The following is a 15235-nucleotide window of genomic DNA, read 5'->3' as shown; positions in this document are numbered from 1 at the left end:
TCTCTTGACGAACGCACGGGGCGTGGGAGGGCCTGAGAAACATGGATAGAAAATTGAATGTGAGTACCGAAACGGTTCTCAACGCCACGAGAAAGATGCTGTCCCAACACGGTTCTGCCGTCAGTCTGGAACTCGTGGCCGCCGAGGCCGGACTGACGCGCCAGACCCTTTATAACCGGTTTGGCAGTAAGCAAACCCTTCTCCGCGCTGCTTTCGACGATCTGCGCCAACAGATTCATGCTCGTCTTGACAATGCTCCATGGGACGCTGAACCTGAAGTTCTGCTCCCCGTGATCGCGCGTATTGTAGCGGATAGTTTTCTGGATCTGGCAATGGCCAAGTTGCTGCGCGCAATGATCCAAGCTGTCGAGGATATTCCTGAGATCAGCGTCAGTCTGCGATCGGATCAAACCGGCCAGGTCCTGAAAAAAATGATCGAATATCTGGAGGCAAAAACCAGGACCGGCGAGTTTCATGTAAAGGACCCGGAAACGCAGGTTATGCTTTTTCTGGGCAGTATCAGCGGGTTTCTGTTTCCCCGTCTGCTGCTTGGCACGGTCGATCCCGACGAACAGGTCAATCAAAAACTGATCGACGCATCGATCGCCAGCTTTCTGAGAATCTGGCGAAATGCTGAATAAGGCCTTTTCCAATCGCCAGAATGCCCTAGAATAGAGGCTTCCTCCCAGCCTAACAAAGAGGCCTCTCCCATGAAAATATCCATTCTTGCCGTTTGCAGTGCCTTGCTGATCAGTGTTGCATCGGTTTCCACACCAGTCTTTGCCCAGCAAACGCGGGACATTGCCAAAGAAGAAGCCAATCGCAAACTCGTTCTTGAATTTTACGATGGTGTCTTCAATAAGCATGAAGTGGAAAAATACTCCGAAGTACTTGCTGAAAACTATATCCAGCACAATCCGGGCGTACCCGACGGTAAAGCGCCTTTCGTGAAATTTTTCACGCAGCGCTTCAAGGACAATCCCAAGGCCACCGCACGCATTGTGCGCAGCGCCACGGATGGCGATCTTGTCTTCCTGCATCTCCAGTCGAAAATGAATGAAGAGGATCGCGGTCGCGCCATCGTGGATATTTTTCGCGTCGATAACGGCAAGATCGTCGAACATTGGGACGTAATCCAGGCGGTGCCGGAAACGTCCAAGAATAACAATACGATGTTCTGAGCGATACATTCAGAAACATACTGGATGCCAGCCCACCCGGCTGGCTTCTCCGTTTTTACGGCATTGCCCGATAAAAACTGTTCTCGTTGCCCGCTTCCCGCTTGTTTCCACCGACAAGCGATCCTACGATACCCAAAACTCACCGGCCGACTGCACCTTTCCCCGACAGATCAGCAGCAGACAACAGCGTATCCACGCTCGCCGGTGCCATGGGTTACCGTCGCAAGACAAACGAATTAAGGACGAGAGAAATGACCGACAAGCAGGCCTCGAAGGCAATGTGGACCTATTACAAGGGCGAATGGCGCGAAGGCGACGTGCGCATTCTGGGCGCGGCCTCGCACGCGACCTGGCTCGGTTCTGCTGTATTCGACGGCGCGCGCCTGTTCGAAGGTGTTACGCCGGACCTCGACCTGCATTCCGCACGCGCCAATGATTCCGCGCGCGCGCTCGGTCTGGCGCCGACGCTTTCGGCCAATGACATCGAAGCATTGGCGCTGGAAGGCCTGAAGAAATTCGCCCCCGGCACGGATGTGTATATCCGCCCCATGTATTGGGCCGAGGAGGGTGACAGCAGCACGGTTGCGCCGCTTGCCTCTTCCACCGATTTCGCCTTGTGCCTTGAAGCCATTCCGATGGTTGAGCCGAAGGGCTTCACCATCACCACGACCTCGTTTCGTCGTCCTTTTCTGGAAGTAATGCCGGTCAATGCCAAGGCGGCCTGCCTCTATCCGAACAATGGCCGTATGCTGCTCGAAGCCAAGGCCAAGGGCTTTCATAACGCAATCGTGACCGATGTGTTGGGTAACGTCGCAGAGACGGCGACCTCCAATATCTTCATGGTTCGCGGCGGTGAAGTCTTCACCCCGGTGCCAAACGGCACCTTCCTCAACGGCATCACGCGCCAGCGCGTCATCAAGCTGTTGCGCGCCGCAGGCGTGACGGTGCATGAAACCACGCTGAAGATCGAAGATTTCCGTCAGGCGGATGAAATTTTCTCAACCGGCAATATGAGCAAGGTTGTGCCGATCATCGGTTTTGACGACCGCAAGCTCGATTACGGTGCCGTGACCAAGCGCGCCCGCAGCCTCTATTGGGAATGGGCGCAAGCCTGATTTTCCGTCACGAAATTCCATTCTCCTGACCCTCCGGGCCATCCTGCCCGGAGCCTATCCCCGACAGCGGCGGCCGCATGATCGAACATACCCCCCTTTATCTGGCAATCGCTGTCACTGCGGCCTTTCTGGTCGGCATGTCGAAAGGCGGCCTGCCCTCGGTCGGTACGCTTGCCGTTCCGCTGATGGCGCTTGTCATCTCGCCTGTGACAGCCGCCGCCTTGCTGCTGCCGATCTATGTCATCAGCGACATGTTCGGGCTTTATCTCTACCGACATCACTATTCAGCGCGCAATCTCGCCATCCTCACGCCAGCGGCCATCGTTGGTGTCGGTGTGGGCTGGGTGTTCAGCTCGCACCTCTCCGCCACTTTCATTGGCATGCTGGTCGGGCTGGTCGGCATCCTGTTTTGCCTCAATGCCTGGATCGGCGCCCGCTATCGCAGAAAAGCCCGCAAGGCCGATGTTCCAGGTGGCGTCTTCTGGGGCATTCTCACCGGCCTCACCAGTTTCGTGTCGCATTCCGGCGCGCCGCCCTTTCAGATGTATGTGCTGCCGCAACATCTGGAAAAGCTTGTTTTCGCGGGCACATCGACGATCCTCTTCGCCATCGTCAACGCCGTGAAGCTGGTGCCATACTGGCAGTTGCAGCAGTTTTCCAATCTCGACCTGTCGATGGGCCTCTGGCTGATACCGTCGGCAGTCATCGGCACTTTTGCCGGTGCCAAACTGACGCGGCTTCTTCCTGACGGTCCCTTCTTCCTGCTGGTACAACTGACGCTGTTCGGCCTTTCTATCAAGCTGATCGCCGATTGGGTCATGCCGTATTTCTTTGGTTGAGAGGCTTTCACCGGTTCTTGCCAGATGCTTCCGCTTCCGCCACCATGCGCACAAAATGCGGGGAGGATGTGGGAATGGCTGATGCGGATGCGATCATTATCGGTGCGGGGCTGGCGGGCCTTACCGCAGCGAGCGAGCTGACCAGCGCGGGCAAAAAAGTCATCCTGCTCGAACAGGAAGGCGAGAATTCCATCGGCGGTCAGGCTTTCTGGTCGCTGGGCGGCCTGTTCATGATCGACACGCCGGAACAACGCCGTCTCGGCATCAAGGACAGTTTCGATCTTGCCGCGCAGGACTGGTTCGGCTCGGCGCAGTTTGACAGGCCGGAAGACCTATGGCCCCGGAAGTGGGCCGAAGCCTATCTGCAATTTGCAACCGGAGAAATGCGCCCATGGCTACATAGCCTTGGCATGCGCTGGTTTCCCGTTGTCGGCTGGGCCGAACGTGGCGGCGCTGAGGCCCATGGGCATGGCAATTCCGTGCCGCGTTTTCACGTCACTTGGGGAACCGGGCCGGGTGTGGTGGCCCCTTTCGAACAGCGGCTGCGGACGGCAATGGCGAAAGGACTGGTGACTCTGAAATGCCGTCATCGCGTCAATGAAATCACCACCGAAAACGGACGCGTCACCGGCGTTTTCGGAGAAGTGCTGGCCCCTTCCACCGTTGAGCGCGGGCAACCATCGTCCCGCGAGATCATTGGGGAATTCGCCTTTGGCGCTGACAGCGTTATCGTAACATCCGGTGGCATTGGCGGCGATCCAGAACGCGTGCGCCGGGCATGGCCGCGCGAAAGGCTCGGCAATCCGCCGAAGGAAATGGTGCTTGGTGTTCCAGCCCATGTGGACGGACGCGGCATCGATATGGCTGTCAATGCAGGCGGGCACGTCATCAATGCCGACCGCATGTGGCATTACACCGAAGGTCTCCGCAACTGGAACCCGATCTGGCCCAATCATGGCATCCGCATTCTGCCCGGTCCTTCCTCCATGTGGTTCGACGCGCGCGGCAACCGGCTACCGGCTCCCTATCTGCCCGGCTTCGATACGCTCGGCACGCTCAAACATATTCTCTCCACCGGATATAATTATTCCTGGTTCATTCTGACCGAGAAGATCATCCGCAAGGAGTTCTCGCTGTCCGGCTCCGAACAGAACCCGGACCTGACCGGCAAAAGCTGGAAGCTGCTCCTGAAAAGTCGGCTCGGCAAAGCGCCGCCGCCGCCCGTCAAAGCCTTTATCGACAAGGGGGCGGATTTCATCACCGCCAAGACGATTGAAGAACTGGTCGCGGCCATGAACACTTTGAGCGGCGATAAACTGCTCGATGTGCGGCGCATTCGCGACCAGATCGAAGCGCGGGATCGTGAAGTGGTCAACCGCTACACGAAGGACGCGCAGATCATGGCGATCCATAATGCCCGCGCCTATATCGGCGACCGGCTGACGCGGGCCGTGCCGTTGCATGCATTGCTCGACCCTGCCAACGGCCCGCTGATTGCCGTCAAACTGCATATCCTGACCCGCAAGACGCTGGGTGGCCTGCACACCAACCTACAATCGGCAGTTCTGGGCGAGGACGGCGAACCGGTTCCCGGCCTTTATGCAGCAGGCGAAGCCGCCGGTTTTGGCGGTGGCGGCTATCACGGCTATAACGCGCTGGAAGGCACATTCTTGGGCGGCTGTATATTCTCCGGGCGGGCGGCAGGCCGGGCAGTCGCTTCGATCTGAAGCGTGAGCACCATTCCGTAACAATTCGATTTTACGTGATTTTTTCTGGATCGTCAGCCGGACAGCTGCCGTCCACTATTCCATTTTCTATATGAGATTTTTATATCGCGGCCCGTTTCCCTGTCTCGAAACCCTATGCCGTAACGTCACATAATCCCTGCCTGGCGAAAGCCTTCACCAACAGGGAGCCCCGCAAGGGGACGACATTATGGACATCGCCGTCCTGGCAATCGGCATCGGCTTTTTCGGTCTGCTCTTTGGTTATCTGCGCGTCTGCGAAAAGCTTTGAGGGCGTGACATGCTGATCGAATATATCGCTGGCGCTTTGGTCGCCATCTTCATCGCGATCTACCTTCTTTATGCGCTCATTCGCCCAGAGCGGTTCTGAGGAGCGGTTCTGAGCTGCAGCCCAATGGGGCTTGGGAAAAACCATGACAATCAATGGATGGATACAGATCCTCGTTTTTTGCGGGATCATCATTCTGCTCGTAAAGCCGCTTGGCTTCTATTTAACGCGCGTCTTCAACGGCGAACGAACGTTCCTTTCGCCAATTCTCGTTCCGGTCGAACGCGGGCTCTACCGCCTTGCAGGCACTGGCGAACGCGAGGAACAGCACTGGACGAGCTATACCGCCGCCATGCTGCTGTTCAACTTGGCCGGGTTCGTTCTGCTTTATGCCATGCAGCGGTTTCAGGGTGCATTGCCCTTCAACCCCATGGGCATGAGCAATGTGCCCGCTGACCTCGCCTTCAACACCGCCGCCAGTTTCGTGACAAACACCAACTGGCAGAACTATGGCGGCGAAAGCACCATGTCCTATCTGACGCAGATGGCCGGATTGACGGTGCAGAACTTCGTCTCGGCTGCAACGGGTGTGGCGATCGCGATAGCGCTTATCCGCGCTTTCTCTCGCAAATCCATGAAAACGCTTGGTAACTTCTGGGTCGATCTCACGCGCTGCACGCTTTATATCCTGCTGCCAATTTGCATCGTGATGACGCTTGCCTTCGTCGCATTGGGCGTTCCGCAAACGCTTGGCGCCTATGCGCAGGCCACGACGCTTGAAGACGCGCGGCAGGTCATCGCGCTTGGGCCGGTTGCATCGCAGCTGGCGATCAAGATGCTGGGCACCAATGGCGGTGGTTTCTTCAACGCCAATTCCGCGCATCCGTTTGAAAATCCGGACGCCATTTCGAACATGATCCAGATGGTTGCGATCTTCGCCATCGGCGCATCGCTGACCAATGTCTTTGGCCGCATGGTCGGCAATGAAAAGCAGGGCTGGGCCATTTTCGCGGCCATGGGCGTGTTGTTCGTTGCAGGCGTTGCCATTTGTTACTGGGCAGAAGCTGCCGGCAACCCGCTGATCCACGCACTCGGCATCGACGGTGCCAATATGGAAGGCAAAGAAACCCGTTTCGGTATCGCCATGACCGCCCTTTTCGCCGTGGTCACGACTGCCGCATCCTGTGGCGCGGTGATCGCCATGCATGACAGCATGATGGCGCTCGGCGGCATGATCCCGATGATCAATATGATGCTCGGCGAAATCATCATCGGCGGTGTCGGCGCAGGTTTTTACGGCATTATCCTGTTCGTTGTGGTGGCGATTTTCGTGGCTGGCCTGATGGTCGGTCGCACGCCGGAATATCTGGGCAAGAAGATCGAGGCCAGGGAAGTCAAAATGGCGATGCTGGCCGTGCTGTGCCTGCCGCTGTCGATCCTCGGCTTTACCGCAATCGCTGCCGTCATTCCGGCTGGCCTTGGCTCCATCGCCAATCCGGGACCGCACGGCTTTTCGGAAATCCTCTATGCCTATACGTCGGGCACCGCCAATAACGGCTCGGCTTTCGGTGGGCTTTCCGGCAACACGCCCTGGTACAATATCACCATCGGGCTTGCGATGCTGATGGGGCGCTTTCTCGTCATTGTTCCCGCCATGGCCATTGCCGGATCGCTGGTCGCCAAGAAAATCGCTCCGCAATCGGCCGGCACCTTCCCGACCCATGGTCCATTGTTCGTGGGCTTGCTGATCGGCGTCATTCTGGTTGTCGGCGGGCTGATCTTCTTCCCCGCGCTGGCGCTCGGCCCCATCGCCGAACACCTCGCTTTGATCCAGGGACAGACCTTCTGATGCTGAAACCATCGAACTGCATTCTGTCGATCCTTGCCGTGATGCTCATCCTGTTTCTCGCCATCCGGCTGATCTGAGCGTCCGATTCGCAAAACATCCACTGGAGCCTCGTTATGAGCCAGTCCAAATCTGCGAGCATTCTCGATGCCCGTATTCTTATCCCAGCGGTTGGCGATGCCTTCCGCAAACTGAACCCGAAAAGCCTTGCCCGAAACCGGGTCATGTTCGTCGTGGCCGTCGTTTCGGCGCTCACCACGGTACTGCTTGCAAAGGACATTGCCACAGGCGGCGGCAATGTCGGCTTTTCCGCCCAGATCGTGCTGTGGCTCTGGTTTACAGTGCTGTTCGCCAATTTTGCCGAAGCCGTTGCCGAAGGGCGCGGCAAGGCGCAGGCGGAATCATTGCGCCGCACCCGCACTGAAACCCAAGCCAAGCTCCTGAGCGGCGACAGCAAGACCGATTACAAGACCGTGGCCGGAACAAGCCTCAAGGTCGGCGATATCGTTCTCGTTGAAGCAGGTGACATCATCCCCTCCGATGGCGAAGTGATCGAGGGTGTCGCCTCGGTTAACGAAGCCGCCATCACCGGCGAATCCGCACCGGTCATCCGCGAATCCGGCGGCGACCGTTCCGCCGTCACCGGCGGTACGCAGGTTCTCTCCGACTGGATCAGGGTGCGCATCACGGCAGCGCAGGGCTCGACCTTCATCGACAAGATGATCAGCCTTGTGGAAGGTGCTGAACGCCAGAAAACGCCGAACGAAATCGCGCTCAACATCCTGCTTGCAGGCATGACGCTGATCTTCGTTCTGGCCGTGGTGACAATTCCAAGTTTCGCGACCTATGCGGGTGGCTATATCCCGGTCATCGTGCTGGTTGCCCTGTTCGTAACACTGATCCCGACCACCATCGGTGCGCTGCTGTCAGCTATCGGCATTGCAGGCATGGACCGTCTGGTGCGCTTCAATGTGCTGGCCATGTCGGGCCGTGCGGTAGAGGCGGCAGGCGATGTAGACACATTGCTTCTCGACAAGACCGGTACGATCACGCTTGGCAATCGTCAGGCAACAGCCTTCATGCCCATCACCGACGTAAGCGAACAGGAACTGGCCGACGCAGCACAACTCGCCTCCCTTGCCGATGAAACGCCGGAAGGTCGTTCCATCGTGGTTCTGGCCAAGGAAAAATACGCCATTCGCGGTCGCGATATGCAAAGCCTGCATGCGACTTTCGTGCCCTTTACAGCGCAGAGCCGCATGAGCGGCGTTGATATTGACGGTTCGTCCATTCGCAAGGGTGCCGTGGATGCCGTGCTGAAAAACGCGACTTCGGATGCAAAAACCGTTCACGAACTGCAAGCCATCGCCGACACCATTGCCAAGGGTGGCGGCACGCCGCTTGCCGTCGCCAAGGATGGCAAGCTGCTCGGCGTCATTCACCTCAAGGATATCGTCAAGGGCGGCATTCGCGAGCGTTTCTCCGAATTGCGGCGTATGGGCATCCGCACGGTGATGATCACCGGTGACAATCCGATGACGGCAGCGGCAATTGCTGCGGAAGCGGGCGTGGATGATTTTCTGGCGCAAGCAACGCCGGAGAACAAGCTGGCGCTGATCCGCGAGGAACAGGCCAAGGGCAAACTCGTCGCCATGTGTGGTGATGGCACCAACGATGCGCCAGCGCTTGCGCAGGCCGATGTGGGTGTCGCCATGAACACTGGTACGGTTGCGGCCCGCGAGGCGGGCAATATGGTCGATCTCGACAGCGATCCGACCAAGCTCATCGAGATTGTTGAAATCGGCAAGCAGCTTCTGATGACGCGCGGCGCGCTTACGACTTTCTCCATCGCCAACGATATCGCGAAATATTTCGCGATCATTCCGGCCATGTTTCTGGCTTTTTACCCGCAGCTTGGCGCGCTGAACATCATGAACCTCGCCACGCCGCAAAGCGCTATTCTCTCGGCCATCATCTTCAACGCCCTCATCATCGTGGCGCTGATCCCGCTGTCGCTGAAAGGCGTGAAGTATAAGGCCGTTGGCGCGGGCGCCCTGCTCTCCCGCAACCTGCTCATCTACGGTCTCGGCGGCGTCATCGTTCCATTCATCGGCATCAAGGCCATCGATATGGCCATTATCGCCCTTGGCCTCGCATAAGGATTTTCGCCCATGTTGAAGCAACTTCGCCCTGCACTGGTCATGATCGTCGCGCTCACTGTCATTACCGGCTTCATCTATCCGCTCGGCATGACAGGCCTTGCGCAAGCAATTTTCCCGCAACAGGCCAATGGCAGCCTGATCGAGAAGGATGGAACGGTCATCGGCTCTGAACTGATCGGCCAGAGCTTTGCCAGCGACCGTTATTTCCACGGCCGCCCATCCGCCGCAGGCAAGGATGGTTATGATGCATCCAGTTCCGGCGGCTCCAATCTCGGCCCCACTAATCCCGCTTTGATAGAGCGGATCAAGGCCGAGGCGGAATCGTTAAAACAGGCAGCGCCTGACACCGCGATCCCTATCGATCTCGTGACCACTTCGGCCAGCGGTCTCGACCCGCATATTTCGCCGGAAGCAGCCTTTTATCAGATACCGCGTGTCGCCAAAGCGCGGGGTATCAGCGAAGCCACGCTGCGCGGCATTGTGGAGCAGCAGGTGGAAGACCGAAAACTCGGCTTTCTCGGCGAAGCTGTGGTCAATGTCCTGAAACTCAATCTTGTTCTGGACAGAACCGCAGCGAAATGAGGTAGATTGGGGGTGGCGCTCATGTCGCCGCCCGCTTCGCAGGAGCATTATCATTGATGTCGGACGACATTCGCGCTGACAACACACGGCCCTCTCCCGATGCCCTGCTCGAACAGGCGGAGCGCGAAGCGCGTGGCCGCCTGAAGATATTTCTGGGCGCAGCACCCGGTGTCGGCAAAACCTATGAAATGCTGATGTCCGGCAGGGCGCGCAAGGCCGATGGCGTTGATATCGTTATCGGCGTTGTCGAAACCCATGGCCGCCGCGACACCGAAGCACTGGTCGATGGGCTGGAAATCATTCCGCGCGCCCGCGTCGCCTATCATGGCCATGAACTGGAAGAGATGGACATTGACGCCGTGCTGGCGCGCCGTCCGCAGCTGGTTCTGGTGGACGAACTCGCCCACAGCAATGCGCCCGGCAGCCGACACCCCAAGCGCTATCAGGATGTGGAGGAAATCCTCGCGCAAGGGATAGACGTCTATACCACGCTCAACATTCAACACGTCGAAAGCCTGAATGATGTGGTGGCGCAGATCACGCGCATTCGCGTTCGTGAGACCGTGCCGGACAGCATTATCGACCGCGCCGACGATATAGAGCTGATCGACCTGACACCGGGCGACCTCATCAAACGGCTCAATGAAGGCAAGGTCTATCTTCCAAAGACCGCGAAGCGCGCAATCCGCAACTATTTCTCGCCCGGCAATCTGACGGCGCTCCGCGAACTGGCACTGCGGCGCACTGCGCAGCGGGTGGACGAGCAGCTTCTCACCCATATGCGCGCCCATGCCATCGAAGGTCCGTGGGCTGCTGGCGACCGTATTCTTGTTGCCGTGGATGAAAGACCGCGTAGCGCGTCTCTCGTGCGCTATGCGCGCCGTCTTGCCGACCGGCTGCGCGCGCCATGGGCGGTCATTCACATTGAAACGCCCCGCTCGGCCACCATGTCGGAGGATGAAAAAGACCGGCTGTCGGCAACCATGCGCCTTGCCGAACAGTTGGGCGGCGAACCGATCATCATTCCCGGCCAGTCGGTGGCCGAAGACATTATTCGCTATGCCAGCACGCATAATTTCACGCAGGTTGTCGTCGGCAAATCGGCCAAGCCGCGCTGGCGTGAAATCATCGAAGGTTCGGTCGGGCACGATCTGATCCGCCGGGCAGGCGCCATCGATGTTCACATCACCGCTGGCATCGATCAGGAGGCGGCAAATGCAGCCCGCAAGGTCAAGACCGCCGCGCCAACCGCGAGCCTGCAACTCCTGCCCTATGTGATTGGCATGGCGGTCATCACGGCGGCGCTCGCCGTCGGGCTGCTGCTCGACCAGTTTCTCGACGTGCGCAGCATAGCGCTGGTCTTCGTGGTCGGCGTTCTCGGCGTTGCAGTAACGCTTGGCCTGTGGCCAGCGCTGTTTGTGTCCGTGATTAGCGCTTTCGCCTATAATTTCTTCTTTCTCCTGCCGCTTTACACCCTGTCCATTGCGGACCCGGAAAGCGTGGTCGCCCTCGTCTTCTTCCTGCTCGTCAGTTTCGTGGCCAGCAATCTGGCAAGCCGCGTACAGCGTCAGGCGGCATCGGCGCGCCAGCGCGCGCGCATGACGGAGGATCTCTATCTTTTCAGCAAAAAGCTCGCGGGCACCGGCTCGCTGGACGATGTCCTTTGGGCAACGGCGTTCCAGATCGCGTCCATGCTGAAGGTGCGTGCGGTCATCCTGCTGCCGGAACGCGAAAGCATCGCGGTGCGCGCCGGATATCCGCCGGACGACACGCTCGACGATGCCGATATCGCCGCTGCCCATTGGGCATGGGAGCACAATCTGCCCGCAGAACGTGGTGCGGATACACTGCCCGGCGCGCGCCGCCTTTACCTGCCACTGCGCACGGCGCGAACCTCGGTCGGCGTTATCGGTCTCGACAATGACCGGCAGGGACCGATACTCACGCCAGAGCAGCAAAGACTGTTCGAAGCGCTGGCCGATCAGGCCGCCATCGCCATCGAGCGCGTGCAACTGGTGGAGGATGTCGAGCGGGCGAAGCTTGCTGCGGAAACCGACAAGTTGCGCTCCGCACTTCTCACTTCGATTTCGCACGACCTCAAGACCCCGCTCGCGGCCATCATGGGTGCGGCCACCACATTGCGCGAATATCATGGCTCTTTGCCCGCTGAAGATCAGGCCGATCTTTATCAGACCATCGTGGATCAGTCGGAACGTCTCAACCGCTTCATCGCCAATCTTCTGGACATGACCCGGATTGAAGCAGGTGCGATGGAGCCGAACCTGTCCCCGCATTATATTGGCGATCTTGTCGGCGCTGCCCTGCACCGCGCCGCCAAAATTCTTGCGCGCCATGCGGTGCGCGTATCAGTACCCGCCGATCTGCCGATGCTGCGGCTGGATGCGGTGCTGTTTGAACAGGTTCTGTTCAATCTTCTCGACAATGCCGCGAAATATGCGCCGGACGCCTCTGAAATTACCATCGAAGCCCATATCAGCGGCACGCGGCTTATTCTGGAAATTGCCGATCAGGGGCCGGGCATCCCCGCCGACGACACGGAACGGATTTTCGACAGCTTCTATCGCGTTCGCAAGGGTGATCACGTACAAGCGGGTACAGGCCTTGGCCTTTCTATCGCGCGCGGTTTTGTCGAAGCGATGGGCGGCACCTTATCCGCCCGCAATCGCGGCCACAGCAGTGCGGGCGCGGTCTTCGTCATATCCCTGCCGCTTCCATCCGGCGACGCTGAAACGGAAACAACGCAATGAATATGCAAAGCGTCAAAGTGCTGATCGTCGATGACGAACCGCCGATCCGCAAACTTCTGCGCGTCGGGCTGACCACCGAGGGTTACACGACCGTTGAAGCCGCCAATGCTACCGAAGCGATCGAAAAGATTGAGGCAGAAAGTCCAGACCTGGTACTGCTCGACCTCGGCCTGCCGGATATGGACGGGCACCGGCTCCTGCTGCAATGGCGACAGGAAGGGCGCAGCCTGCCCATCCTCATTCTTTCGAGCCGCACCGACGAAGTGGGCATTGTGAAAGCTCTCGAACTCGGCGCCGACGATTATGTGACCAAGCCCTTCGGTATGCGCGAACTTGCGGCACGCATGCGCGTTGCGCTCCGCCACAAGCTGCAACAGCAAGGCGAAAAGCCGATTTTCCAGAGCGGTGGTCTTTCGGTCGATCTGGTGCGGCGCATCGTCAGGGTCGATGGCAACGACATCAAGCTTTCGCCCAAAGAATACGATATTCTGCGCCTTCTGGTGCAGCATGCGGGCAAGGTTTTGACGCATCAATTTATTCTGAATTACGTCTGGGGTCCGGCGGCAGACGTGCAATATTTGCGCATCTATGTGCGCCAGCTTCGTCACAAGATCGAAGCCCTGCCCGACCAGCCGCAATATATTCTCACCGAAACCGGTGTTGGCTATCGCCTGCGTGAAGCGGACACCCTATAATCAGAAAGACGCTGAGAAAACCGGTAACGGAGGTATTCGATGGTCGAGCTGACGAACAATCTGGAGAATCTGGAATTCATTATATCAAAGGCGCGCGAATATGACGTGCAAGTGCCTGCGGTGGACGAGGATTCCGGCTCCAATCCCGGCGACGACAGGGATGTCGATATTCTCGATGCGTCAATTGACAACCCAACCCGGAAAGAGCTTTTCGCCGCCATCCGCTCGCTGAACGAAGATCAGCGTATCGAATTGCTCGCCTTGATGTGGGTGGGGCGCGGCGATTTCTCGGCAGAGGAATGGGACGACGCGCTATCCACCGCAAGCGAACGCCATAATGGGCGCGAGGCAAAATACCTGATCGGAACACCGCTTCTGGGCGATTATATCGAGGAAGGCCTTGTGTCGCTCGGCATCGATGTCGAAGCCTACGATAATGAATAAGAAAAATTGATGGTTCCATCCGTCCTTCTGTTTTGACGCTGCCATATCCGGGCATTAGAGTTGCCCGCAAATGTAACCGGTTCGATTTGGATCCGCTTGCAGAACAACATATGGGAATTCAAAAACGACGGAGGAAAGCGCCATGCTTCAGAAGAACCTGGTTCAGAAAACGGATTTTTATATCGACGGCGCCTGGCGGGCTCCAATCGACGCCAAGAGCATCGAAGTCGTCAATCCGGCCAATGAAAAGCCCTATGCGGTGATCTCCGGCGGTTCGGCTGCCGATATCGATCTGGCGGTTGCGGCAGCGCGCAAAGCCTTCCCGGCATGGGCCGAAACGCCCGCGAAGGAGCGTATCGCCTATATCCGCCGTATTGCTGAAATCTACGATTCCCGCATGGATGAAATGGCCAAGGCCATTTCGCACGAAATGGGGGCGCCGATCACGCTTGCGCGTGAATCGCAGGCTGCCGTTGGCGTGTCGCATATCAAGGCTTTTGTCGCTGCCTTCGAGAATTTCGAGTTCGAAGAAATTCTTTCTCCGAAATTTCCAAACCAGACCATCGTGCACGAACCGATCGGCGTTTGCGGGCTGATCACCCCGTGGAACTGGCCGATGAACCAGATTGCGCTGAAGGTCATTCCCGCGATTGCGGTTGGCTGCACGGTCGTGCTCAAGCCGTCCGAAATCGCACCGATGTCGGCGATGCTGTTTGCAGAATTCGTCGATGCAGCCGGTCTGCCGAAGGGCGTGTTCAACCTCGTCAATGGCGAAGGTCCGGTGGTCGGCGAAGCGCTGTCGCAGCACCCGGATGTGGACATGATGTCCTTCACCGGATCGACGCGCGCGGGCACGGCGGTTTCCCGCGCCGCAGCGGCAACCGTCAAGCGCGTTTCGCTGGAACTCGGCGGCAAGTCGCCGAACATCGTCTTTGCCGATAGCGATCTGGAAAAGACCATCGAGCGCAGCCTTGCCCATTGTTTCGAGAATACCGGCCAGTCCTGCAATGCGCCGACGCGCATGCTGGTTGAGCGCTCGGTCTATGACAAGGCCGTCGAACTCGCGAAGAAGGTCACCGAAGGCACTAAGGTTGGCGATCCTGCGGAAGAAGGCGATCATATCGGGCCACTTTCCTCGTCGATTCAGTTCGAAAAGGTGCAGAAGCTGATCCAGAAAGGCATCGATGAAGGCGCACGCCTCGTTGCTGGCGGCACGGGCCGTCCGGATGGCTTCACGGAGGGCGACTTCGTCAAGCCGACCGTCTTCGCCGATGTGAACAACGACATGACCATCGCCCGCGAAGAAATCTTCGGACCAGTGCTGGCCATGATCCCGTTTGAAACGGAAGAAGAAGCCATCGCCATCGCCAATGACACGCCGTACGGTCTGGCCGCCTATATCCAGACCGGCAGCCCGGAACGCGCCAAGCGCGTTGCGCGCAAGCTTCGCGCAGGCATGATCCAGATCAACGGCACGTCCCGCGCTCCGGGCAGCCCGTTCGGCGGATACAAGCAGTCGGGCAACGGTCGCGAAGGCGGCAAATGGGGCCTCGAAGACTTCATGGAAGTGAAGCTGATCAGCGGTTGATC

At 58.4% G+C, this 15235-nt stretch carries 13 protein-coding genes; all 13 read left to right on the top strand.

Annotated features, from left to right (window positions below):
- Positions 1 to 59 precede the first annotated feature (59 nt).
- The 13 genes from WIX40_RS07795 (at position 60) to WIX40_RS07735 (ending at position 15233) form a co-directional block, all read left to right on the top strand.
- On the top strand, positions 60 to 641 hold the full coding sequence (locus tag WIX40_RS07795; protein ID WP_339439715.1) for a TetR/AcrR family transcriptional regulator: 582 nt from the start codon (positions 60 to 62) through the stop codon (positions 639 to 641).
- A gap of 69 nt (positions 642 to 710) precedes the next feature.
- Positions 711 to 1181: a nuclear transport factor 2 family protein gene (locus tag WIX40_RS07790; protein WP_109367240.1), complete on the top strand. Its 471-nt coding sequence runs from the start codon at positions 711 to 713 to the stop codon at positions 1179 to 1181.
- Between the two features lie 251 nt (positions 1182 to 1432).
- Complete coding sequence (locus tag WIX40_RS07785) at positions 1433 to 2296, top strand: branched-chain amino acid aminotransferase (protein ID WP_339439712.1); 864 nt, start codon at positions 1433 to 1435, stop codon at positions 2294 to 2296.
- A 77-nt stretch (positions 2297 to 2373) separates the two neighbouring features.
- Positions 2374 to 3135, top strand: a complete 762-nt coding sequence (locus WIX40_RS07780) for a sulfite exporter TauE/SafE family protein (RefSeq protein ID WP_109367238.1) — start codon at positions 2374 to 2376, stop codon at positions 3133 to 3135.
- A gap of 74 nt (positions 3136 to 3209) precedes the next feature.
- Positions 3210 to 4862 carry an FAD-binding dehydrogenase gene (locus WIX40_RS07775; RefSeq protein ID WP_339439710.1) on the top strand — a complete coding sequence of 551 codons (1653 nt, stop codon included), beginning with the start codon at positions 3210 to 3212 and terminating at the stop codon, positions 4860 to 4862.
- A gap of 298 nt (positions 4863 to 5160) precedes the next feature.
- The gene (gene kdpF / locus WIX40_RS07770) at positions 5161 to 5250 is read left to right on the top strand and encodes a K(+)-transporting ATPase subunit F (protein WP_078336841.1); all 90 of its coding nucleotides are present in this window, start codon (positions 5161 to 5163) and stop codon (positions 5248 to 5250) included.
- Positions 5251 to 5293: 43 nt separating this feature from the next.
- On the top strand, positions 5294 to 6997 hold the full coding sequence (kdpA, locus tag WIX40_RS07765; RefSeq protein ID WP_339439707.1) for a potassium-transporting ATPase subunit KdpA: 1704 nt from the start codon (positions 5294 to 5296) through the stop codon (positions 6995 to 6997).
- A 113-nt stretch (positions 6998 to 7110) separates the two neighbouring features.
- Positions 7111 to 9153 (top strand): potassium-transporting ATPase subunit KdpB, encoded by a 2043-nt coding sequence (kdpB, locus tag WIX40_RS07760; protein WP_339439705.1) that lies wholly within the window; start codon positions 7111 to 7113, stop codon positions 9151 to 9153.
- A 12-nt stretch (positions 9154 to 9165) separates the two neighbouring features.
- A complete protein-coding gene (kdpC, locus tag WIX40_RS07755) occupies positions 9166 to 9738 on the top strand; it encodes a potassium-transporting ATPase subunit KdpC (RefSeq protein ID WP_140023878.1) in 573 nt (190 codons plus the stop codon).
- Positions 9739 to 9794: 56 nt separating this feature from the next.
- The gene (locus WIX40_RS07750) at positions 9795 to 12506 is read left to right on the top strand and encodes a DUF4118 domain-containing protein (protein ID WP_339439702.1); all 2712 of its coding nucleotides are present in this window, start codon (positions 9795 to 9797) and stop codon (positions 12504 to 12506) included.
- The gene (locus tag WIX40_RS07745; protein ID WP_339439700.1) at positions 12503 to 13201 is read left to right on the top strand and encodes a response regulator transcription factor; all 699 of its coding nucleotides are present in this window, start codon (positions 12503 to 12505) and stop codon (positions 13199 to 13201) included. Before WIX40_RS07750 ends, WIX40_RS07745 begins: the two co-directional genes overlap by 4 nt.
- A 39-nt stretch (positions 13202 to 13240) precedes the next feature.
- On the top strand, positions 13241 to 13645 hold the full coding sequence (locus WIX40_RS07740; RefSeq protein ID WP_109367231.1) for a DUF3775 domain-containing protein: 405 nt from the start codon (positions 13241 to 13243) through the stop codon (positions 13643 to 13645).
- A 142-nt stretch (positions 13646 to 13787) separates the two neighbouring features.
- Positions 13788 to 15233, top strand: coding sequence for an aldehyde dehydrogenase family protein (locus WIX40_RS07735; RefSeq protein WP_339439697.1), 1446 nt, complete (start codon positions 13788 to 13790; stop codon positions 15231 to 15233).
- Positions 15234 to 15235: the final 2 nt, after the last annotated feature.

The organism is Ochrobactrum teleogrylli, from assembly GCF_037482325.1.
Classification (GTDB): domain Bacteria; phylum Pseudomonadota; class Alphaproteobacteria; order Rhizobiales; family Rhizobiaceae; genus Brucella; species Brucella teleogrylli.
Note: the sequence above shows the minus strand (reverse complement) of the source record. Positions and strands in the feature narration are given on the sequence as shown.

Excerpts from the sequence above, each read along its gene's own strand:
- WIX40_RS07750 (WP_339439702.1), top strand. The coding sequence starts at position 9,795 with ATGTCGGACGACATTCGCGCTGACAACACACGGCCCTCTCCCGATGCC.
- kdpF (WP_078336841.1), top strand. The coding sequence starts at position 5,161 with ATGCTGATCGAATATATCGCTGGCGCTTTGGTCGCCATCTTCATCGCG.
- kdpC (WP_140023878.1), top strand. The coding sequence starts at position 9,166 with ATGTTGAAGCAACTTCGCCCTGCACTGGTCATGATCGTCGCGCTCACT.
- WIX40_RS07740 (WP_109367231.1), top strand. The coding sequence starts at position 13,241 with ATGGTCGAGCTGACGAACAATCTGGAGAATCTGGAATTCATTATATCA.
- WIX40_RS07780 (WP_109367238.1), top strand. The coding sequence starts at position 2,374 with ATGATCGAACATACCCCCCTTTATCTGGCAATCGCTGTCACTGCGGCC.
- kdpA (WP_339439707.1), top strand. The coding sequence starts at position 5,294 with ATGACAATCAATGGATGGATACAGATCCTCGTTTTTTGCGGGATCATC.
- WIX40_RS07790 (WP_109367240.1), top strand. The coding sequence starts at position 711 with ATGAAAATATCCATTCTTGCCGTTTGCAGTGCCTTGCTGATCAGTGTT.
- WIX40_RS07745 (WP_339439700.1), top strand. The coding sequence starts at position 12,503 with ATGAATATGCAAAGCGTCAAAGTGCTGATCGTCGATGACGAACCGCCG.
- kdpB (WP_339439705.1), top strand. The coding sequence starts at position 7,111 with ATGAGCCAGTCCAAATCTGCGAGCATTCTCGATGCCCGTATTCTTATC.
- WIX40_RS07775 (WP_339439710.1), top strand. The coding sequence starts at position 3,210 with ATGGCTGATGCGGATGCGATCATTATCGGTGCGGGGCTGGCGGGCCTT.
- WIX40_RS07735 (WP_339439697.1), top strand. The coding sequence starts at position 13,788 with ATGCTTCAGAAGAACCTGGTTCAGAAAACGGATTTTTATATCGACGGC.
- WIX40_RS07785 (WP_339439712.1), top strand. The coding sequence starts at position 1,433 with ATGACCGACAAGCAGGCCTCGAAGGCAATGTGGACCTATTACAAGGGC.